This is a genomic window from Halobacillus alkaliphilus (assembly GCF_900113125.1).
In the GTDB taxonomy this organism is placed as follows: Bacteria; Bacillota; Bacilli; order Bacillales; family Halobacillaceae; genus Halobacillus; species Halobacillus alkaliphilus.
On the sequence record NZ_FOOG01000020.1, the window covers coordinates 42,508 to 62,564 of the forward strand.

The 20,057-nt window shown below is 43.5% G+C and carries 22 protein-coding genes; 13 read left to right on the forward strand and 9 right to left on the reverse strand.

Annotated features, from left to right (window positions below; all coding sequences use genetic code 11):
• Positions 1-37: 37 nt before the first annotated feature.
• On the reverse strand, positions 38-277 hold the full coding sequence (locus BMZ06_RS11735; RefSeq protein ID WP_014644723.1) for a hypothetical protein: 240 nt from the start codon (positions 275-277) through the stop codon (positions 38-40).
• A gap of 357 nt (positions 278-634) precedes the next feature.
• On the opposite strand from BMZ06_RS11735, the gene BMZ06_RS11740 reads away from it, so the two are divergent.
• The 4 genes from BMZ06_RS11740 to BMZ06_RS11755 are packed head-to-tail and all read left to right on the forward strand — an operon-like array spanning position 635 to position 4,267.
• A complete protein-coding gene (locus BMZ06_RS11740) occupies positions 635-1,930 on the forward strand; it encodes a homoserine dehydrogenase (protein ID WP_089752227.1) in 1,296 nt (431 codons plus the stop codon).
• 1 nt (position 1,931) lies between these two features.
• The gene (thrC, locus tag BMZ06_RS11745; protein WP_089752228.1) at positions 1,932-2,987 is read left to right on the forward strand and encodes a threonine synthase; all 1,056 of its coding nucleotides are present in this window, start codon (positions 1,932-1,934) and stop codon (positions 2,985-2,987) included.
• A complete protein-coding gene (thrB, locus tag BMZ06_RS11750) occupies positions 2,984-3,907 on the forward strand; it encodes a homoserine kinase (protein WP_089752229.1) in 924 nt (307 codons plus the stop codon). Before thrC ends, thrB begins: the two co-directional genes overlap by 4 nt.
• A gap of 12 nt (positions 3,908-3,919) precedes the next feature.
• Complete coding sequence (locus tag BMZ06_RS11755; protein WP_089752230.1) at positions 3,920-4,267, forward strand: hypothetical protein; 348 nt, start codon at positions 3,920-3,922, stop codon at positions 4,265-4,267.
• A 356-nt stretch (positions 4,268-4,623) separates the two neighbouring features.
• Here the strand turns inward: BMZ06_RS11755 and BMZ06_RS11760 are convergent, their stop codons facing one another.
• Positions 4,624-5,106, reverse strand: coding sequence for a VanZ family protein (locus tag BMZ06_RS11760; RefSeq protein WP_089752231.1), 483 nt, complete (start codon positions 5,104-5,106; stop codon positions 4,624-4,626).
• 153 nt (positions 5,107-5,259) lie between these two features.
• Between BMZ06_RS11760 and BMZ06_RS11765 the strand changes: the two genes are divergently transcribed.
• Complete coding sequence (locus tag BMZ06_RS11765; RefSeq protein WP_089752232.1) at positions 5,260-5,634, forward strand: hypothetical protein; 375 nt, start codon at positions 5,260-5,262, stop codon at positions 5,632-5,634.
• Between the two features lie 7 nt (positions 5,635-5,641).
• Here BMZ06_RS11765 and BMZ06_RS11770 read toward each other — a convergent pair whose 3' ends face one another.
• Positions 5,642-6,166 (reverse strand): sigma-70 family RNA polymerase sigma factor, encoded by a 525-nt coding sequence (locus BMZ06_RS11770; RefSeq protein ID WP_089752233.1) that lies wholly within the window; start codon positions 6,164-6,166, stop codon positions 5,642-5,644.
• Positions 6,167-6,396: 230 nt separating this feature from the next.
• Between BMZ06_RS11770 and BMZ06_RS11775 the strand changes: the two genes are divergently transcribed.
• Together BMZ06_RS11775 and BMZ06_RS20735 are read left to right on the forward strand one after the other, a co-directional pair.
• The gene (locus BMZ06_RS11775) at positions 6,397-6,678 is read left to right on the forward strand and encodes a hypothetical protein (protein ID WP_089752234.1); all 282 of its coding nucleotides are present in this window, start codon (positions 6,397-6,399) and stop codon (positions 6,676-6,678) included.
• A gap of 88 nt (positions 6,679-6,766) precedes the next feature.
• Entirely contained in the window at positions 6,767-6,937 is a 171-nt protein-coding gene (locus BMZ06_RS20735) for a hypothetical protein (RefSeq protein ID WP_175477879.1), read from the forward strand.
• Positions 6,938-6,972: 35 nt separating this feature from the next.
• Here BMZ06_RS20735 and BMZ06_RS11780 read toward each other — a convergent pair whose 3' ends face one another.
• Entirely contained in the window at positions 6,973-7,869 is an 897-nt protein-coding gene (locus BMZ06_RS11780) for an AEC family transporter (RefSeq protein ID WP_089752235.1), read from the reverse strand.
• A 222-nt stretch (positions 7,870-8,091) separates the two neighbouring features.
• Between BMZ06_RS11780 and BMZ06_RS11785 the strand changes: the two genes are divergently transcribed.
• Complete coding sequence (locus BMZ06_RS11785) at positions 8,092-8,649, forward strand: transposase (protein ID WP_089752236.1); 558 nt, start codon at positions 8,092-8,094, stop codon at positions 8,647-8,649.
• Positions 8,650-8,678: 29 nt separating this feature from the next.
• Here BMZ06_RS11785 and gnd read toward each other — a convergent pair whose 3' ends face one another.
• Positions 8,679-9,575: a phosphogluconate dehydrogenase (NAD(+)-dependent, decarboxylating) gene (gene gnd / locus BMZ06_RS11790; protein ID WP_089752237.1), complete on the reverse strand. Its 897-nt coding sequence runs from the start codon at positions 9,573-9,575 to the stop codon at positions 8,679-8,681.
• A gap of 189 nt (positions 9,576-9,764) precedes the next feature.
• Between gnd and BMZ06_RS11795 the strand changes: the two genes are divergently transcribed.
• On the forward strand, positions 9,765-10,622 hold the full coding sequence (locus BMZ06_RS11795; protein WP_089752238.1) for a MurR/RpiR family transcriptional regulator: 858 nt from the start codon (positions 9,765-9,767) through the stop codon (positions 10,620-10,622).
• Between the two features lie 243 nt (positions 10,623-10,865).
• Here the strand turns inward: BMZ06_RS11795 and BMZ06_RS11800 are convergent, their stop codons facing one another.
• From BMZ06_RS11800 to BMZ06_RS11815, 4 genes are all read right to left on the reverse strand, one after another.
• Positions 10,866-12,524: a sodium:solute symporter family protein gene (locus BMZ06_RS11800; protein ID WP_089752239.1), complete on the reverse strand. Its 1,659-nt coding sequence runs from the start codon at positions 12,522-12,524 to the stop codon at positions 10,866-10,868.
• A 15-nt stretch (positions 12,525-12,539) separates the two neighbouring features.
• On the reverse strand, positions 12,540-12,842 hold the full coding sequence (locus tag BMZ06_RS11805; RefSeq protein ID WP_089752240.1) for a DUF4212 domain-containing protein: 303 nt from the start codon (positions 12,840-12,842) through the stop codon (positions 12,540-12,542).
• 31 nt (positions 12,843-12,873) lie between these two features.
• Positions 12,874-13,059, reverse strand: coding sequence for a hypothetical protein (locus BMZ06_RS11810; protein ID WP_089752241.1), 186 nt, complete (start codon positions 13,057-13,059; stop codon positions 12,874-12,876).
• A 314-nt stretch (positions 13,060-13,373) separates the two neighbouring features.
• A complete protein-coding gene (locus BMZ06_RS11815; RefSeq protein WP_089752242.1) occupies positions 13,374-14,228 on the reverse strand; it encodes a peptidoglycan-binding protein in 855 nt (284 codons plus the stop codon).
• 118 nt (positions 14,229-14,346) lie between these two features.
• Here BMZ06_RS11815 and BMZ06_RS11820 point away from each other — a divergent pair, with 118 nt between their 5' ends.
• The 4 genes from BMZ06_RS11820 to BMZ06_RS11835 all read left to right on the forward strand — a co-directional run bounded on the left by BMZ06_RS11820 (position 14,347) and on the right by BMZ06_RS11835 (position 19,763).
• A complete protein-coding gene (locus tag BMZ06_RS11820; RefSeq protein ID WP_089752243.1) occupies positions 14,347-15,174 on the forward strand; it encodes a CHY zinc finger protein in 828 nt (275 codons plus the stop codon).
• A gap of 348 nt (positions 15,175-15,522) precedes the next feature.
• Positions 15,523-17,337 carry a sugar-binding domain-containing protein gene (locus BMZ06_RS11825; protein ID WP_089752244.1) on the forward strand — a complete coding sequence of 605 codons (1,815 nt, stop codon included), beginning with the start codon at positions 15,523-15,525 and terminating at the stop codon, positions 17,335-17,337.
• Between the two features lie 20 nt (positions 17,338-17,357).
• The gene (locus tag BMZ06_RS11830) at positions 17,358-18,752 is read left to right on the forward strand and encodes an MFS transporter (RefSeq protein ID WP_089752245.1); all 1,395 of its coding nucleotides are present in this window, start codon (positions 17,358-17,360) and stop codon (positions 18,750-18,752) included.
• A gap of 93 nt (positions 18,753-18,845) precedes the next feature.
• Positions 18,846-19,763: an ArsR/SmtB family transcription factor gene (locus BMZ06_RS11835; RefSeq protein WP_089752246.1), complete on the forward strand. Its 918-nt coding sequence runs from the start codon at positions 18,846-18,848 to the stop codon at positions 19,761-19,763.
• The last annotated feature ends 294 nt before the right edge of the window (positions 19,764-20,057 follow it).

Sequence of the window (20,057 nt, forward strand, 5' to 3'; positions counted from 1 at the left end):
AGGATTCCAGAGTCAAATACTTGTATGTAACCACTGCTCAGCTGCCAAGAAGCTCAAGAAAGCGCTGGCGGATCGTACGGTACATATACGTATCCTTATTCATATCCGTTATAATGGAGTAAAAGGCCGTCTCTGCTTTATAGACCGCCTGCTTCCCTTCATCCTTGAATTCTTCCATCTTCCCTTCCACTCCCATCTCTCTGATGATTTGATCGATGACGGCATCATACTTCCTTAATGAATCAGGAAGCGGACCGGAATATAAACTGTCCATCATTGCTGCCCTTCCCCCTTTTTATTTTGTAGGTACAATTATTTATATTTTATTTGTCAAAATAAGTCAAGATACTAAAAATTAATACAATAGTTTCATTTTTGTCATTTTATGTCGAATAATTAATCATATTTAATATTTATAGATTTTTTCCTATAAATTATCCTGTTTTATTCACTTTCAACTAATAAAAATAGCAAAATACATTTAATGTAAAAATTTAATAAAAAGTAGAATTCCTATCTTTTATAAAAATTTGAATCGTCTGAGAATTCGCTCTTGTACTCGTCTCCCCTTTCCGTTACAATGTCCTTTATATAAAGAATAATGTATATTTCAAGTGGACAAGGAGTGTGAACGATGAAAAATACCATTACCGTAGGGTTATTAGGTTTAGGGACTGTAGGAAGTGGAGTAATTGAAATTCTTCATGACCATAAGGAGCGTATTCAGCACAGAACGGGGTGCGAAGTTACGATTAAATCCGTATTGGTCAATAATGTGGAGAAGCCTCGAGAGCTTCCTGACGGCTCCACGAACCTGACCGATCGATACGAAGATATTACCCGCGACCCAGAAATCGATGTAGTTGTAGAGGTGATGGGTGGAATCGATCACACGTTAACCATATTATTAGAAGCGATTCAGCACGGGAAACATGTGGTGACAGCCAACAAGGATTTAATCGCCCAGCATGGAGCCGAGCTTTTTGCTGCCTGTCAGGAAAGTGGCAGTGATCTTTATTATGAAGCCAGTGTAGCTGCAGGGGTACCGATTATCCGTTCCATTATGGACGGCTTATCCTCGGACCGCATTACAAAAATGATGGGCATTGTTAATGGGACAACCAACTATATCATGACGAAAATGTCCCAGGACGGAGCTGACTTTGACAGTATATTAAAGGAAGCGCAGGATCTTGGTTTTGCCGAAGCCGATCCAACAGCCGATGTCGATGGTCTGGATGCGGCCAGGAAGATGACCATTCTTTCCATCTTAGGATTCTCTATGCCGTTTAATCTGGAAGATGTAGAAGTCAAAGGAATCCGCGGTTTATCTCTATCCGATATTCAATATGCGGAAGAACTTGGCTATCGCATTAAATTAATTGGCATTGCTGAGAATGATGTAAATGGCGTTTCTGTAAGCGTGGAACCAACTTTCCTTCCTGCAGAGCATCCACTCTCCTCCGTAAACGATGAATTTAATGCGGTTTATGTGTACGGCGATGCCGTAGGAGAAACCATGTTCTATGGCCCTGGAGCCGGAAAGCTTCCAACCGCTACAGCCGTCGTATCCGATTTAATTGCTGTGTTAAAAAATATCCGCTTAGGTACAACAGGTACGGCGTACGTGCAGCCGCAATTCCCTAAGCAGGTTATGCCGAAGGATCAGCAGATGACAAAGAAATATATCCGTCTGCACGTACTTGATCAAACAGGCATGTTAATGGAAATAACGAAGATTTTCGCACAGTACAATATTTCGTTCGATCAAATCATCCAGCGTTCCTATGAAGAAGATGGAGAGCGTGAGCTGATGATGGTCACACATCAAGTTAGTGAAGAAGACTTTTCCCAGGCGATGAAGGAAATTGAAACACATCATTCCGTGAAAAGTGTTGAAAGTATTTTCCGAGTGGAAGGAGGCAGCTGAGATGTGGCAAGGATTGCTTCATCATTATCGTGAATTTCTTCCCGTAACCGACCAGACACCGAATCTGTCTTTACAGGAAGGCAATACTCCCCTTTTGTCCATACCGACGATTTCAAAGGAGTATGGAATTGAAGGATATGTAAAAATCGAAGGCGCCAATCCGACTGGTTCGTTTAAGGACCGCGGAATGGTAATGGCGATGGCGAAAGCGATTGAAGAAGGATCGAAAGCTGTCATCTGCGCATCAACCGGCAATACTTCTGCCTCTGCGGCAGCCTTTGCCGCCCGCGCCGGCCTCCGTTGCATCGTGGTCATCCCTGATGGCAAAATCGCTCAGGGTAAACTCGCCCAGGCCGTCATGTATGGCGCTGAGATTTTTTCCATTAAAGGAAACTTTGATCAGGCGTTGAAGATGGTAAGAGAAATCGCTGAACGTGAACCGGTAACGCTTGTAAATTCCTTGAACCCTTACCGGATTGAAGGTCAGAAAACCGCTGCCTTTGAAGTATGTGATGTATTAGGCGAAGCGCCTGATATTCTATCGATTCCAGTGGGTAACGCAGGAAATATTACTGCTTACTGGCGCGGCTTTCAGGAATACCACGAAAAATATGGCCATCAGCTGCCGAAGATGATGGGCTTTGAAGCAAGTGGTGCAGCAGCTATCGTCCGCAACCAGGTGATTGAAGATCCAGAAACGCTGGCAACAGCGATTCGGATTGGCAATCCCGCAAGCTGGGAAAAAGCGATTGCTGCAAAAGAACAATCTGGCGGCTTAATTGACGAAGTAACCGATGATGAAATTGTAGAAGCGTATCAACTTCTGGCTCAAAAAGAAGGAGTATTTGCTGAACCTGCTTCTTGTGCGTCGATTGCAGGTATGCTTAAGAAAGTGAAGAGTGGCGAGATTCCCCAAGGATCGAAAGTAGTTCACGTTCTCACTGGGAACGGGCTCAAGGATCCAGCGGCCGCAATTGATACCAGTCCGGTCAAACCCACGGTCATTGAAAATGATATCGACCAGTTTGCCGAGGCAATCTCAGGAGTACGCTCATGAGTACATTTCAAATCCGGGTACCCGCAACTTCCGCTAATCTAGGGCCAGGATTTGACTCCATCGGCATTGCTCTTTCCAAATATGTGACGCTCCAATGCCAGCCTGCAGATAAATGGTCGTTCGGAGTGCCTGAGGAGGACCAGCCTCATATCCCATCCGGAAAAGATAATTTAATTTATATGACCGCCATCTATACAGCAACGGCTTACGGATATGAAGAACTGCCGCCGTACCATGTGGATTTGATCAATGATGTACCGATCGCCCGTGGTCTTGGCAGTTCCTCAACAGCCGTGGTAGGTGGAATTGAACTCGCGAACCAGATTCTGAACCTTAAGCTTAGCCGTTATGAGAAATTGCAGCTTGCCTGCGCCATTGAAGGCCACCCGGATAATGTCGCCCCGGCCATCTACGGGGGGATTATGGTTTCAAGCTATGACGGGGACCATTTAGATTTTGTCCACTTCACCAAAGGACTCGAGGACCTGATCTGGCTTGCCATCATTCCCGATTTCCATCTGGAAACGGAAAAAGCACGCAGCCTGCTGCCTCAGGAAATCAGCTACAAACAGGGCGTTCACGCCAGTGGTACAGCCAATGTACTCGTGGCAGCTCTTGCTGAACAAAACTGGGAACTGGCTGGGAAAATGATGATGAAAGATCAGTGGCATCAGCCTTACCGGAAGGAGTTAATTCCTGATTTTGATGCGATAGCCGTCAAAGTGAAGGAACTGAATGCAGCCGGAATGTATATTAGCGGTGCTGGTCCAACCATGATTGCTTTATTTGAACAGTTAAGTGAACAGAAACTTGTTCTTCTCCAGAAAGAACTTCCTGCCTATCAAGTGGAAGCTTTACAAGTAGATAGCCACGGATTGGAAGTGACTTCTCACAGTCTTCCAAGTGGACACGCTAAGTAAAAGATCCCGGTGATGGTTAAATCACCGGGATCTTCTGTGTTTGTTAGATTGTTTGAAGGAATGCTTTTGGATTTTTATAAGAGATCTATTAAACAAACGAGCCGGATTGTTGAAGACTCAGTTTCAAGATATTGTGTGGAAAAAGGGGCTCCAGGGAACGGCTCCCTTTCCGCGGCCCTGCACGACGCAGGGTCGTTCGACGTTGCCACAGGACGTGGCGATCTTAGTCGAACATCCCTTGTGGTGAGTCTCCTCAGGCTGGCGCCTTCCGGGGCCTCACCTGTCATGTTCATCCCGCAGGAGATTCGCCGTTCCCTTCCGCCCCTTGCGATCATGGAGCGCTCGAAATTCTCTGCATAAACGCCTTTCAATGAACCAGGATCATCTATGATCCATAGTGGTTTTTACGTGTGTTTACGTGTAGGAACCCTGTTATATAAGCAATTGAGGCAGATGCAGCATGGTTCCTTTCTGCTATAGCAGGGTCCGTTCGCAGCATTATAGTTGGGTTGGTGGGGAAATGATGAGACTCCCATGGGAGAAGGAGCTAAGCGAGACCCCACAGGGAGTGTTAACGACTGAGGAGGCTTGCCAGTTCCCCCACAGGAAAGCGAGTTATTTCCCCACCAACCCTTATCCATCTAACGTAACGGACCCAATTTATCTCGAAACTGAGTCTTCAAATATCGGGAGCTTATCTTTACTATCACGTAGATTTAACGGAATTTTTTATAGAAGATAGATAATAGAACTACACCTGTCAGAGCCCCGGCTGTATCGATCATTACATCTCCTATGTATGGAGTACGGTTCGGAGTTAGGGATTGGTGAAATTCATCAAATGCTGCATAGCCGACGGTTATAACAAGCGCGTACAGAAGTTCCTTGCCAAACGGGAGACGCCATCTTTGGTGGATGGCTTTCCATAAAGTTACCATCAGCAAAAAGAACATGCCGAAGTGAGCGGACTTCCGGATAAAAAATTCAATAACACCATCGATCCCTTGCGCTTCTACACTGACTTCTTCCCCGTGGTAAGTTATGTGAATATGTTCCGCTACAGGCTTCAGCCATTCAATTGGAATCCATTGATTCATCGCCGGTTTAATATTTTGCTCTTCATATGGCTGAGAAGAAAAGATAAATAATATAATCATAATTATAATAGGCAATAGTTGATAAATGGTATTTTTAAACATATCATTACCCTTCCTGTTATCATTTGTACCTTTCTATACTAATAGTTTACTATACCATTCACTATTAAAAACATTAGTTAATATTTCACACTATTAATAATCGATAATTTTGTATACAATATATTTGTAGATTAGAAAAAAGGGGATTTTTATATGGCGAAGAGAAGCAAACAATATGATTACGACCTGAGTGAAGTAAAGCGTTTAATCGGTGAAACGGATAAAAACTATCGCGAAATCTCCGCTGAGACTGGCTGCCCTTATGCTAGTGTGGTCTACCATGGGCGCAAAATACGCGGTCGAGTAAACCGAATGCATAACCAGCAGGACAGTGAAGAGAAGGAGAACATCGTCCTTCCTATTACGGAAGAAACTGAAGAGACACCTACAATGATGTCTGGCGGGACAGCATTAAGTATCTCTCGAAATGACGTACACATTCAAGATGCCGAGCTGGAAGCTGCTAAAATGATTAAAGCAGCGAAAGCATTAGGATTAAGTAAAATCAATATAACCATAGAAAAATAATCTTCCGTTAGGCCCTGGAGTATTTCTCCAGGGCTTTTCTATTGAATATTGAACTGTTTTCCAGTCTCTTCCTGGCATGCCGTCCCCAATTCTTTACCGCATCTCTTGTCACTCCCTCTCTGGCGGCAATTTGGTCCACAGAGAAATCATGGATAATCGAATAATAGATCCATTTCCACTGATTATCGGTAAGGAGCGCTCGAATACTTTTCCATAGATACGGATCGAGCACTACATCCTCCACTTGATAGAGCTGCATATGGATTACATGATCCTGAAACCGTTCTTCAGCTTCCACCGTCCGATTATCTTTTCTTATTTTATCGATTAGGGCATTATGAATTTTCCAATTGATATATGAACTGAGTGTACCCGCATTTTCATCATATGTATCGTGGGCCTGCCACAAGGCATAAAGCCCCTCAGCGAAAAAATCACCATTACGGTCGATAATATTCAGTTTTCTAATATGGTAATAGATTAATCGTTTATATTCGTCCACTACTTCTGCAAAATCATGATTCTTAATCATGGATGGCACCCGCTTTCGATTTTTAATTTCACAATTATAATCGAGAGAAAATTAGATTTTGGTGTCATTTTTTTGCAAAGTTTTTTAATTTTGGACATAAATAGAGTTTAAAAATTGATTTTTCACTCTTAATATTTATGAATTGCAAACTTCTTCTAAAGCATTCCTATGTTTATGTTTTACCTAATTAGGCAATTGAATAGCTAAATGATAATTACGGAGGCGTTATTTTGAATTCGCCACGGTCTTTATATCCTCTAGTTCGCATCTGGCTGGATGAGACCCCCACTACCTTCATGCATGCCTTTTTTGAAAAGCTTGCTTATGAGTGGATTGTAGAAATTGTGAATCCTTATCCCTTGCCACTTATGGAAAACAAAGAATACGTCATGTATTTATCTTTTGAAATGGACGATGGAACGACGCATTCTTCACTGGCGATCCAGTCTTATACGATGGAACAAGGAAATGAGTTTACTGTCTACCGCTTTTTTATGTACCCTCATCTCTAAAACCACCTCGATTATCCAGGGCACTTTTTTTCAAACGTTTATCTAATGTTATACTGAAGGAGACGTCTTTGAAGAAAGGAAGAGACCTGTGTCTTATCTATTGTTTACCTTGTTCTTTGTCGGCTACTTACTCGTTGGTACTTTCACCAATCTGGTGGAGCTTTCCTCTTTTGCGACGGTTATATCGGTAGCCTTAATTTGTACAAATTTGTATTTGTTCATTAAATCCAGAAAGAACACAAATAAAGAAGAAACATAAACAAAAAGTCCCGCCAGCAAGTGGCAGGACTTTTTTTACGTTAATATGGTGAGGGTAATTGGAATGGTCACCACACTTAGCAGTGTTGTAATTAAGGTAATGCTTGAAACGAGTTCGGGCTTCGAGTCAAACTGCACAGCATACATTGTGGTCGTGGCTGCTGAGGGCATAGCTGCCGAAACGATAAGTACGCTTGCCATCATGTCATTCATAGGCAGAATGACCGTTAGGGCCCAGGCAATCAGCGGAGAACCCGCTAATCTTAGCACAGCCGCATACGAAATTTTACTCCAGTCTAAATTTTTAACGGTTATGTTCGCAAGCTGCATACCCAGGAGAATCATAATGGACGGGATCGTCGCGTCCCCCACCAGCTGGATGCTGGACATGAGATTATCCGACACTGGGATCGATGCATATTTAAATAGCAGCGCAATCCAGACGGCATGCGTCGGTGGCATTTTAAGGACGGTTTTGAGAGCCATCCCAATACCGGCTCCGCCTTTTGCCGCATAATAGACACCAAAGAAATTCATGACAATCTGCTGGAGAACCATAAACGACACGGAATAAACGAAGCCGGCTTCTCCAAAAGCGAACAGGACAATCGGAGCTCCGTAATTCCCCGCATTCATAAACGCGGTGGAAAGAATCACTCCACTTTCCGTAGGGGTATCAAAGTTGAACACCTTGGCAGCGATTTTGTTCAGAACCAATATGGAGAACAATAATAAAACAGAAAAGATGACCATCATTAAATAACTTTGATTAAATTCTGCTTCATAAAAGGTTTTGAATACCAGGCAGGGAAGCATGATATATAGGGTTACGGTAGATATCGATTTAATTTCTAAATGTAAGATTTTCTGTAAGGCGTATCCTGCGAAAAATACGAGAATGACGGGTAGAACCACCTGGAAGAATATCGTCATTTTTCAACCTCCTGCTACGACAAAACTAGATTACAATTTAATTAGTTTACCAGAAAAATAGTAGATTCCATAACCTTAAGATTAACCAAAACCTGTCACCTCAGGTCATCCATAATCTGGATGACCTGAGGTGACAGGTTTTTACATTTCGTGGAAGAAGGATTATTTCATAGGTACAGCGAATAACAAGTATTGGAACTATAATTGAAAGGAAGAGATTTTATGCCAAACCCTAAACGAATCTGGTATCCCCGTGCTTGTTTTCACATTACAGCGCGCGGCAACAGAAAAACGGATATCTTTTATGAACCGAGTGATCGCTATCGTTACTTACAGTTCTTAACAGAAGCTAAGCAGAGTTACCCTTTTAAAATCCACGCTTACTGTCTGATGACCAATCACATCCACCTGCTGGTTGAAACCATTAACCATCCTCCTGGTACGTTCATGAAAGACGTACACTCCAAATATGCCATGTACTTTAATAAAAAATATGACTATGTGGGTCATCTTTTTCAAGGTCCTTATAAAGCGGATCTTCAAGGAGATGTAAACGCCCTTCTTCAAGTAAGCCGGTACATTCACTTAAATCCATGTCGGGCTTTAATTACGTCAAAACCAGAAACATACAAATGGAGCAGTTATCCCCACTACCTATCTCTTCTGCCGTTCCCTTCTTCTATTGTTACCACTTCCACTATTCTCTCCTATTTCAAAAGTCCTGAAGAATACGCCTTCTTTGTGAATCTCGCAAATAAAACCACCTCAGGTCATCCATAATCTGGATGACCTGAGGTGGAAGAAATAGGTTATTTTTTGACGACGGCGTGGCCTCCGAATTCGTTTCTCAGCGCTGCAACAACTTTGCCTGAGAAGGTATCGTCTTCCTGCGAACGATAACGAGTCATAAGAGACATAGCGATGACCGGTGCTGCCATTTCATATTCAATGGCTGTTTCCAGTGTCCATTTTCCTTCACCGGAAGAGTTCATAACTCCGCGAATATCCTCAAGTTTCGCATCCTTCGAGAACGCACTTTCCATGAGTTCGATTAACCAGGAGCGGATAACAGACCCATTATTCCAAACCTTGGATACCGCTTCGTAATCATAATCAAAAGGACTTTTCTCCAGAATCTCATAGCCTTCTGCTATGGATTGCATCATTCCATATTCAATACCGTTGTGGACCATTTTCAGGAAGTGGCCACTAGCGGCACGTCCTGCATAGTGGTAACCGTTCTCGACAGATGTATCCGCAAAAATCGGCTCGATCTCTTTAAACTGCTCTTCGTCTCCGCCGATCATAAAGCAGCCGCCGTGACGGGCTCCTTCTGTACCGCCGCTTGTTCCTACATCAAAGAAGAACATGTCCTTCTCTTTAAACTGTTCCGCGCGACGCAAGCTGTCTTTATAATTCGAGTTTCCTCCATCAATGACACGATCACCTGCTTCAAGTAAACCAGAAAGCTCATCCAGAACAGATTGAGTAATTTCTCCTGCTGGAACCATGACCCACACCGTGCGAGGTGCTTCCAGATTTTCAACTAACTCTTTCAAACTGTGTGCAGGAACCGCTCCCGCATTGGCAATTTCTTTTATTTGATCAGCGTTCACATCATTCGCTACTACTTCATGTCCATGATCCATCAGGTTCAACCCCAGGTTGTAACCCATTTTTCCAAGACCTATTAATCCAATTTTCATTGTTTTACCCCTTTCTTTATCACGCGCAATTTTCTTCCTGAAAATTTTTTTCTATAATTAAGATTATACAATAATATTTTTTTAACACAATGGGGTTTCTGAAAAATATTTTACATCTCATAACTTTATTTTGAAATTTTTTTCATTTACAATGGAGATAATAAAAGATGCAGGACAGGAGGAACAGTTATGGCAGACGCCCCAACCAAACACGTAATCAATCGAATACGTTCATCATATAGTCAATTTAGCGAGAAAGAAAAATTAATTGCCGATTACATTTTAGAAAACAGGGATCAAATTGTGCATTCGACGATTAATCAAGTAGCGGATGACCTTATGGTCGCTGATGCAACCGTTTTCAGATTTTGTAAAAGACTCGGCTTCAAAGGCTACCAGGCGATGAAAATTGCACTTGCCTCAGAAACCGTGAATCCCATTCAGGATATACATGAAACTATTACAGAAAACGATACAGATCTTGAAATCACTGAAAAAGTGTTTCAGGCTAATATCCGCGCACTGGAAGCCTCTCGCGACATTCAGAATCACGAAACGCTGGCCCAGGCTATGGAAGATCTGCTTTCAGCTGAGCGTGTCTTTTTTTATGGCAGCGGCGGCTCAGGCATTCTTGCGATGGATGCGCATCATAAGTTTTTACGCACAGGTATGGAAACCCACGCTTATACAGACTCTCACCTGCAGTTAATGTCGGCTTCACAGCTAAGAGAAGGTGATTTAGCGGTCGTGATCTCGCATACAGGGTCTAATAAAGATATCCTGGATATTGTGGATGTCGCCAAATCAAATGGCGCACGTGTGATGGCCATTACGAACTTTGCTAAATCCCCTTTAACTAAATCGGTCGATTTAAGTCTCTATACGGTTGCCCAAGAAACAGAATTCCGTTCCGAAGCGCTGGCTTCAAGAATCGCCGGTTTGACGCTGATCGACTCCCTGTTTGTCAATTACAGCATCAAGAAGAAAGAACAAGCAAAAGCATCCACCCAGAAAATGAGAAACGCTATCTCCAGAAAGCGAATGTAAATCAACTGCTGCGACTCCACTTTATATACGGGAATGTTTACCAATATATGTATGACCTGAGGTGGAAGGATGTGGATGGACCAAGGTACATTGAATAGGATGAATCCTTATTTTTATAACGGGTTCTGCTCCCCAACTTTCATAACAACGCTAATCCCTTAATGGAAAATAAATCCACCTCAGGTCATCCAGAATCTGGATGACCTGAGGTGGAACTTTCTTCCTTACTCCTTATTCCTTATGTTATTTGGCGTCTTTGATCCAGGCTTCTCCGTCTTTATATTGGATTTGCTCTGGGTAATGCATATCCTGAACTTCCTCCTGGAGTTTCTGAGAAGGTGGAGGCGTCAATAGCGATACTACAATGTTTGTGATCAGGGCAGCCGAGGCGCCAAACACTCCAGCTCCTGTATCAATAATTCCGAGAATCGTGAAACCTCCATATTTGGCAGCGAAAATGTAACCAAGCGTGACTGACAGCCCTACGAGCATGCCCGCTACTACACCTGGCCCATTAGCCCGCTTCCACCATACCCCGAGTATAAGTGCCGGGAAAAACGACCCGGAAGCAAGCGCAAAGGCCCAGGCTACAATTTGGGTAATCGCTCCTGGCGGATTCAGTGCGACTAGACCTGCCACTATTGTAGCGGCCACAATAGAGATCCGCCCGACAGCAAGCCGCTTCTGCTCGGTCGCTTTTGGATTAATGGAACGATAATAAATATCGTGAGACAAAGCGGCTGAAATGGCGATCATCAGTCCACCCGCAGTTGATAGAGCAGCCGCCATAGCACCTGCCGCCATAAGACCGATGACGAAGATTCCCAGGTCTGCAATTTCCGGTGTCGCCATGACGACAATATCATTACTAATGACAAGCTCCGACCACTGCAGAACTCCGTCACTGTTGCCGTCCGCAAGCGACAGCCGTCCTGTATCCACCCAGGCTTCGGTCCACCCCGGCAGATTAGTAAGAGATGATCCAGCCACTTCGGTCATTAAAATAAACCGGGAAAAGGCCGCGTAAGCAGGAGCAGACAAGTAAAGCAATCCTATAAATAGCAGTGCCCATGCTCCGCTCCAGCGAGCCGCTTTCATGGTAGCAACCGTGTAAAACCGGACAATAACGTGAGGCAGACCAGCTGTACCGGCCATCAGCGTAAACATGAGAGCCATAAACTGCCACTTCGTCGCTTCTGTAAAAGGAACCACATACTCAGAAATACCGAGTTCCTGATCCAGCACCCTCATTTCCGAAATAACATCCCCGTAGGAAAGCCATGGAATCGGGTTTTGCGTGAGCTGCATCGACATAAAAATAACCGGGATTAAGTAAGCGATAATCAACACTATGTACTGTGCGACCTGCGTCCATGTGATCCCTTTCATTCCACCTAAAGCTGAATAAAAAGCAATGAGAACCACACCAATCAGCGTTCCGATTACCGTGTTGACTTCAAGCAGCCGCCCAATGACTACACCTGACCCGGAGAGCTGACCAACGGAGTACGTGAAGCTGATAATAATTGTTGCGACAGCGGCAATCAGCCGGGCCGCATTACTTTTATAACGATCCCCAATGAATTCGGGCACCGTATAGCGTCCAAATTTTCTCAACTGCGGTGCCAATAGGAAGGTTAACAGCAGATACCCGCCTGTCCACCCCATTATGTAAGCCAGACCATCATAACCGAGCACCATTACCGTACCCGCCATTCCAATGAATGAAGCTGCACTCATCCAATCGGCGCCAATCGCCATTCCGTTAAACACAGGAGGTACACCGCGTCCTGCTACGTAAAAGTCCGAGGTGGCCCGTGCCATATTAAATACGGCAATCCCTATATATAGTCCGAACGTTGCTAAGATTAAAATTAGAGATACTACAAATTGTTCGTTCATCCTTCTACCCCTTCCCTATTGATTCGCTGCCTGGTCTTCGTCCTGGCTGCTCACATGCTTAGGATTGATGCCGTATTTCCGATCAACAACGTCACTTATAATGGCATTAACAAATAACAAAGCAATGAATGTAACTACTGCTCCCTGAGCTCCCATGTAGTAAGGGAGTGGAATCCCCATTACGTTAAAGGACGAAAGCTGCTGGGTAAAGAGAACGACTCCATAGGAAACGGACACTCCAATCAATAAATAAATAATAACCAAAATCGTTCGTAAACGTACATAAGACTTTGCTTTAGCCGGATCCATTTTTCTCAAGTGATTTCACCTCCTTTCACGTTTCTCTGTCTCAGCCTCTTAAATTAAAAATAAACTGCACCGTTTCCCAAAAAGGGAGAGGCACCATCACAATCTTCACAACTGCGATCACAATAATGGAAGCAATCGGTAAGACAAACAAGACGGGACGCTTCTTTTTTAAAGCCATCACCACAGAAAGAATTGTAATCAAAGCTAATATAATTGGGATTACCACATTTGTTCCTCCTTCAATATGTAAGCGGTATCATAATTAACCTTAAAAAAGACCTTTCAACCTTAATTTGAAAAGTTTGAATAAACTGAATATTATAAGTGATATTATTCTAAATATATCCATTAATGTCAACCAGTCAGAAGGAAATTTCCAAGAAGATACTAACCGTTTAGTAGTGGAAACAGGGAAATTGTCCGTTCCTGCATAGGAAAAGAATAAATTTTTGTAAACCTCCCAATAGAACAGGAAACGAAAAAAGAGGATAAAAATTCCACCTCAGGTCATCCAGATTATGGATGACCTGAGGTGGAAGGTTATGGAAACATTCTTCGCCAGGTTGCGGGGCCTGTTATGCCGTCAACTTGAAGTTTGTGCTTCGTTTGAAATTTGCGGACAGAAGATTCAGTCTGTCTTCCGTAACTTCCATCCACATCTATACCGAGCACTCTCTGAATTTGTCTGACATACTTGCCTGATCTACCTCTTTTCAACGGAAGCCCCGGATAGCCGCTTGTCTTTAAAGCGCGCCACGTCTCACTCCCTACTACGCCATCAACACGAAGCAGCCAGTCTCTTTGAAGCTCTTTCACAGCAAATTCTGTACGTGGTCCAAAATGTCCATCAGCCCCTGTATTCCCCAATTGATATCCCCGGTCCATTAGTACGATTTGTACCTCTTTCACTGAAGAACCGCTCATCCCTCTTCTCAATACGCTCCCTGTAACTGAAGCAGTACCCGGCACGAGTTCCAAATGCGGATAGTCAGGGAAAGACTTCCAATCTCCGCCCCAGGAAAACCCAAGGCTTTTAGCAATGGACGCTGCCTGCCTCCACTTTTCGTCCACCGTCCACAATGCTTTCGTACCATCCTCCGAAACAATGAAATAATCAATCGCCCAGCCTTTATTGTGATTGCTCTTTCCTGGCTGAGCTTTCGTTACAATTTTCCCTGGTTTTCCGTATTTCTCCCCCTGCCATACGTAATTCGGACGGCCCTGCCCGTAAAGCCTGGCCTGGTCCTCCATTGACCGAAAACCCGAAGATATTTGAACTGGAATTCTTTTTTTATAAGATAGTTCGATGAACTCCAGAGCACGCTTTCTCACTTCCGTCTGTACGTTACCCATGTTGCGAATACTGCGTTCCTTAAGCTTCTGAACCTCTATCATATGATCTCCTCCTCCCTTTACTAATCGTCTGGCTCGTTGATTACGTGTCATGTTTTTGGAAATGAACGATACACATATAAAAAAGGCACGTCCTCATCTTAAGAAAGGATGCGATACTATGCTATGTCCCTCCTGTCATTGTGAACAAGCAGCCGGGAACTTCTGCTCGGTCTGTGGAAGCTCTTTTCGCGAGTCGGAAACGTATGATGATGCAATTTATGAGGTTATTCCTGTCGCTGAATCCTATGCTCCTGCAGAAAGCGCCCTATTAACCCGCGTTTCCAGAAACGCGAACGAACCGAAACGGCTCAGTGGCTACACGGACTATTTTCAACGGATTATTAAAAACCCCTCGCAGGCTTTAGCATCCGATCATGATCACTTTTACTATGGAATGCTATCGATTGGAATTTACATGGCAACTTTTGCGTTAAGTTTCTATTTTCTTGCTAACAAAATTTACACCGCAATGCTTGGCGGGCTCTCGACCCTATTTTCTGAACAAGGCAGTCAACAGGCTCTCCCTTTTATTAATTTTACCTCATCCATCTTCTTTTTCGTGCTCTTATTCGTCGGCTCAGCAGTCGTCTGTATGTACACGGCGAATCTGTTGATAGGTAAAGGCATGTCCTTTAAGCGGCTCATAGCCCAGTACGGAAGTGTAGTACTTCCTTTTTCCTGTCTAAACTTGCTCGCCGTCATATTCGGGCTGGCAGGCTATACCACACTTACCTTATTCACGGCGGGATTATCTTTATTCTTCACCATCTCTATCCTTCCTGCCCTCTTTATCTATCATCATGGGCTGCGCCGGACGGCATCCACCCGCTCATTCTACTGGAGCATAGGAACATCTGCTGTCTCCATGATTATGTCTTATTTAATTGTCCGTACCTTTGTATTAGAATTTCTAAGCCAAATAGTAGATGTTGGAGGTCGTCTGTAATCTCCATAATTAATACTCTATGTTATTTCTTTCTAAAATAGATTTAGACCTCTAAATCCTATTAAGACTCATCACAAAAAAGAAGAGCTGAACCTTTCTCAGCTCTTCTTTTTTGTGATGAGTCTTTTTAAAATCTTTCTCCTTATCTTTTCCCTTATGACCTGGCCACGACCCCCTCTCTCTAATTCTTCAAATACACCTAAAGTAAAAGAAATCCCTTCATAAAGCGATCCAAAAATTATCCAATAATTTTTATTACTAAAATACTTGTAATAAAACAACTATATATGTAATAATAAAGTCAACTTATGAAAGCCCTTACTTAAATACAGAACGGGAGAGGTTGTAATGGTGGTGAGTTCTATTTCTCGCCTTGAGAAAAAGTCGATCAACAGCGTCGAGTACCCTCGACCTCAATTCAAAAGAAATCATTGGTACGACTTGAACGGAACCTGGCAATTCGCATGGGATGATGAAAACAAAGGCGAACAGGAAGGCTGGGCTCAATCGGAGGAGAGCCTACCCCAGCAGATTAACGTTCCTTACGCGTATCAAAGTAAAAATTCTGGTATCGATTCACAAGAACCGCACGATACAGTCTGGTATAAACGCCATTTTTACTGGGAAAAAAAAGATGGTCTTGAGCTTCTCCTGCATTTTGAAGCCGTAGATTACTATACAAAAGTATGGGTGAACGGCCAGTTTGTCGGTGATCATGCAGGAGGTCACACGCCCTTCAGCTTTTCAATTGGCTCTGTTGTACAGGATGGAAACAATGTGATCACCGTCCGGGCTGAAGACCATAATGGAGTGGAACAACCCATTGGGAAGCAGTCCTGGAAATCAGATAACTTCCTATGCTGGTACACGCGGACAACAGGGATTTGGCAGCCGGTGTGGCTTGAAGAAGTCTCTTCCCTGCACATGAAAGGTGTGAAGATGACGCCGGATTTAGCCCACTCCAATCTGCGGGTAGAAGCTGAACTTCCACTACATCAATCGAAAGCTTATCTAGAGGCTCACGTTTATTTCAAAGATGAATGGATCCATTCAGCAGGAGCCTGGATTAAACCCAATCAAACAAAAGTGGATTTACAAATAGATGCTGAGTCCGATCAGGCTGATTTTCGAGTTTATTATTGGACGCCGGAACAACCGCAACTATATGATATCTACTTCTCTTTAAAGGTCGATGGCGAAATTATGGACCAGGCGGAAAGCTACTTCGGCATGCGGAGCATTGAAGTAAAAGATGACAAAATTCTGCTGAACCAGGAATTTTTTTATCAAAAGTTAATTCTGGATCAAGGCTATTATGAAGATTCATTAATGACGGCAAGCTACGAACAAATGCATGCAGATCTTACGAAAGTCAAAGCGATGGGATTCAACGGGGTCAGACGTCATCAGACGATTGCCGAACGCAGATATATGACGCTTTGCGATCAGCTGGGACTTGTCATGTGGGCCGAAATGCCAAGTATATTTAAGTTTTCCGATGCATCCATGCAAGCCATGCAGCAAGAAACACGGGAAATGGTAACGAAACATTATAACCACCCCTCTGTCATTATCTATACGCTCATGAACGAATCATGGGGCGTGAACGAAATTTATCACCGCAGAGATCAGCAGAATTTTGTAAACGCTCTCTATTATCAGACTAAAGCTCAGGATCCAACCCGTCTGATCGTTGGCAATGACGGCTGGGAACATACCGCTACGGATATCCTAACGATTCACGACTATAACTCTTCAGCAGAAGATATTGCGGCAACTTATAAAGATAAAGCTTCCTACGTAGATGAAAGCCCTTCTAAAACCAGTAAAAAGCAGAACTTTGCCAGCGGTTATCAATATACGGGACAGCCTATCATCATGAGTGAATTCGGAGGCATTGCCTTTAGTCCTCACGAAGATGCGAATACATGGGGGTACGGTGCACGACCTCAAACTGAAAAGGAAGCGTTAGCACGATTTGAGAAACTGATGAAAGCGGTTATGGAAACGGATTCCTTTCAGGGATTCTGCTATACACAGCTGACAGACGTGGAGCAGGAAGTCAATGGTCTACTGAACCATGAGCACAACGATAAATTTGATCAGCGGGAAATCCGCTCCATTTTATCTTCCGTTCAATCCGATGGGTTTATTTTTGAATAACATGAAGGAGGAGAAAAAGGATGGAAACAGCTAAACAGCATTCGCAGTCAGAGGGAACATACAAGGAAGATATCCGGAAAAAAGAGATTGCTTCCTATTTTGGTTACGGATTTGCTCAGTGTATCAGCTTCGGTCTATTAGGTTCTTATGTACTCTTTTTTTACACCGATATTTTAGGAATATCAGCGGCAGCAGCCAGTCTGATCTTCCTGATCGCACGAACGTGGGATGCCATCAATGACCCTTTAATGGCTTCCATTATGGACACCCTTCACTCTAAACACGGGAAGTTCCGGCCCTACCTTAAATACATGCCGTTTTTAATTGTTCTATCTACCATTGCCTGTTTTATTCCGCTGGATGGTTTAAGTATGACCACCAAAGTTATCTATGCCGGCGCTACTTACATCATCTGGGGCATGGTTTATACCGCTTCTGACGTTCCGTTCTGGTCGCTGTCCTCCGTTATGAGTCAGGACACCCAGCAGCGTACCAAACTGATCACGTTTGCCAACATGGGAGTATTCACAGGGATTGCGTTGTCTCCTACCATCTTCATTCCGCTGACCGAATGGCTGGGCGGAGATGACATGGGACAAGGCTACCTGCTTGCTACCATCGTGTTAATGGCGATTGCTCTGCCGATTATGTTAAACGGCTTCCGAAACACGAAAGAACGCGTAAAACCACCTAAGACCAAGGTGAAGTTTTCAGATGGAGTACGGGCCATTAAAGCTAATAAGCCGATGTTTGCCGTGCTGGTCGTCTTTTTCTGTAATGTATTTATGAATATTACCCAGGCTTTAAACATTTACTTTTTTACGTACAATCTTGGAAACGCTTCCTTAATGACCATTTTCGGGATCATAAGCTTTGCCAGTTGTATCGGATTCTTTATTATTCCAAAGCTTGCTCATAAATATAAGAAGAAGCATATGCTTATGGTGATCGTTGCGGCGGATGTTCTGATTCGAATCGTCTGGTTCAGCCTGGGTTATTCCAGTGTGATTGTCTCCTTTATCTTTATCGGAATTACCATGCTGCTTTATACCACCACTGGTCCTCTAATCTCAGGGATGCTTGCGGAAACGATCGAATATACCGAGCTCAAGACAGGAAAGCGAAACGAAGCCGTTATTTTCTCCGGGCAAACCTTTACCGGCAAACTGTCTGTAGCTGTTTCCGGGGGAGCAACCGGATTAATTCTGACAGCCATCAACTATCAGTCCAACCAGGCGCAGAGTGAATTTACACTCGACATGCTGTTTTTCGTCATTGCGTTACTTCCTGCTCTAGGTTCCATCATCCGATTTATCATCATGTATTTCTACTCTTATACAGAAACAGAGTATAAAGAAACGGTGGAAAAAATTAATCTTAGAAAACAGGAAACCGAGGCTTACCCTCAGAGCTAAAGGGAAAGGAGAAGGAATACGATTCGTATCCTTCTCCTTTTTTAAATTTGTTATACTATGGAAAAGATCCTTTTAGACACGGAGGCCGACGAATTGAAAAAACTGTCCCTAACCTTTGAAAATATGCTGCCAATCAGCAAAGTTTTATCGAATCCTACTAGAATTAATATCTTAAATCTATTAAGTGAAAAGCCGCATAACGTAAATGAATTAGCAGAAAAGCTGGAGCTCCCCTTTTCTACGACAGCCTCTCATATTAATAAACTGGAAGAGGTCGAGTTAATCGTGACGGAACTGGTTCCGGGAAGAGGGACCCAAAAAGTAAGTGCCATTAACTATGACCGGATTATAATGGACCTATTTAATAAAGAAGAGCAATCTAATGAACAGGAACTTACTCTGGAGATGAATATTGGAGACTACCTGGATTGTTACGCTGTTCCTAACTGCGGTCTGGTGGGCACGGATGAGTATATCGGCCACCAGGATGATCCCCGCTCTTTTTACGAAACCGAACGGAAGCATGCGCAGCTGCTTTATTTTAGAGATGGATACGTTGAATACCGATTCCCTAACCGTATTCCTTACGAGTGGACAACAAAAGAAATTATTTTCAGTGCAGAAGTATGCTCTGAAGCACCGAACTACAAACTGGACTGGCCCTCTGATATCACCGCCTGGGTCAATCATAAGGAAGCCGGGACATGGACATCGCCGGGGGATTTCGGAGGCGAACGCGGCATTCACACACCTGAATGGTGGCGGACCAGCTTAACTCAATATGGTCAGCTGAAACAATGGAAAATCAAACAGGATGGCTGTTACATTGATAACGAAAAAGTTTCTGAACTTTCCATTGAAGATCTTAAACTTCGTGATTACCCGTATGTAGCTTTTAAATTGGGGATCAAGGAGGAAGCCGTAAACAAAGGCGGTATGAATTTATTCGGACCGAACTTTGGAAACTACGATCAAGGAATTGTGATGACTATTAAATATGAGAAATCTTAATTTCCATAAAAATAGCTTCCCTGCTACTAGCGGGGAAGCTATTTTATATTAACTATTCAAAATGGGCTGCATATCGCCTACTACCCAATTCAAAATACGTTGGATTTCGCAAAAGCATATTACGCAATAGGGCCGGTTACTGTAAGACTCAGTTTCGAGATAAATTGGGTCCGCTACTCTATGTGGAAGAGGGCTGGTGGGGAAATAACTCGCTTTCCTATGGCCCTACACGACGTAGGGTCGATCGACGTTGCCACAGGACGTGGCGATCTTAGTCGATCCTCCTTTTACCAT

Bases quoted from the DNA above. Each gene is read 5' to 3' on its own strand.
- BMZ06_RS11740 (WP_089752227.1), top strand. From the start codon at position 635: ATGAAAAATACCATTACCGTAGGGTTATTAGGTTTAGGGACTGTAGGA.
- BMZ06_RS11765 (WP_089752232.1), top strand. From the start codon at position 5,260: ATGGCGAAGAGAAGCAAACAATATGATTACGACCTGAGTGAAGTAAAG.
- BMZ06_RS11815 (WP_089752242.1), bottom strand. From the start codon at position 14,228: ATGATAGAGGTTCAGAAGCTTAAGGAACGCAGTATTCGCAACATGGGT.
- BMZ06_RS11755 (WP_089752230.1), top strand. From the start codon at position 3,920: ATGGTTAAATCACCGGGATCTTCTGTGTTTGTTAGATTGTTTGAAGGA.
- BMZ06_RS11800 (WP_089752239.1), bottom strand. From the start codon at position 12,524: ATGAACGAACAATTTGTAGTATCTCTAATTTTAATCTTAGCAACGTTC.
- BMZ06_RS11795 (WP_089752238.1), top strand. From the start codon at position 9,765: ATGGCAGACGCCCCAACCAAACACGTAATCAATCGAATACGTTCATCA.
- BMZ06_RS11780 (WP_089752235.1), bottom strand. From the start codon at position 7,869: ATGACGATATTCTTCCAGGTGGTTCTACCCGTCATTCTCGTATTTTTC.
- thrB (WP_089752229.1), top strand. From the start codon at position 2,984: ATGAGTACATTTCAAATCCGGGTACCCGCAACTTCCGCTAATCTAGGG.
- BMZ06_RS11785 (WP_089752236.1), top strand. From the start codon at position 8,092: ATGCCAAACCCTAAACGAATCTGGTATCCCCGTGCTTGTTTTCACATT.
- gnd (WP_089752237.1), bottom strand. From the start codon at position 9,575: ATGAAAATTGGATTAATAGGTCTTGGAAAAATGGGTTACAACCTGGGG.
- BMZ06_RS11760 (WP_089752231.1), bottom strand. From the start codon at position 5,106: ATGTTTAAAAATACCATTTATCAACTATTGCCTATTATAATTATGATT.
- BMZ06_RS11830 (WP_089752245.1), top strand. From the start codon at position 17,358: ATGGAAACAGCTAAACAGCATTCGCAGTCAGAGGGAACATACAAGGAA.
- BMZ06_RS11735 (WP_014644723.1), bottom strand. From the start codon at position 277: ATGATGGACAGTTTATATTCCGGTCCGCTTCCTGATTCATTAAGGAAG.
- BMZ06_RS11820 (WP_089752243.1), top strand. From the start codon at position 14,347: ATGCTATGTCCCTCCTGTCATTGTGAACAAGCAGCCGGGAACTTCTGC.
- thrC (WP_089752228.1), top strand. From the start codon at position 1,932: ATGTGGCAAGGATTGCTTCATCATTATCGTGAATTTCTTCCCGTAACC.
- BMZ06_RS11825 (WP_089752244.1), top strand. From the start codon at position 15,523: ATGGTGGTGAGTTCTATTTCTCGCCTTGAGAAAAAGTCGATCAACAGC.
- BMZ06_RS11770 (WP_089752233.1), bottom strand. From the start codon at position 6,166: ATGATTAAGAATCATGATTTTGCAGAAGTAGTGGACGAATATAAACGA.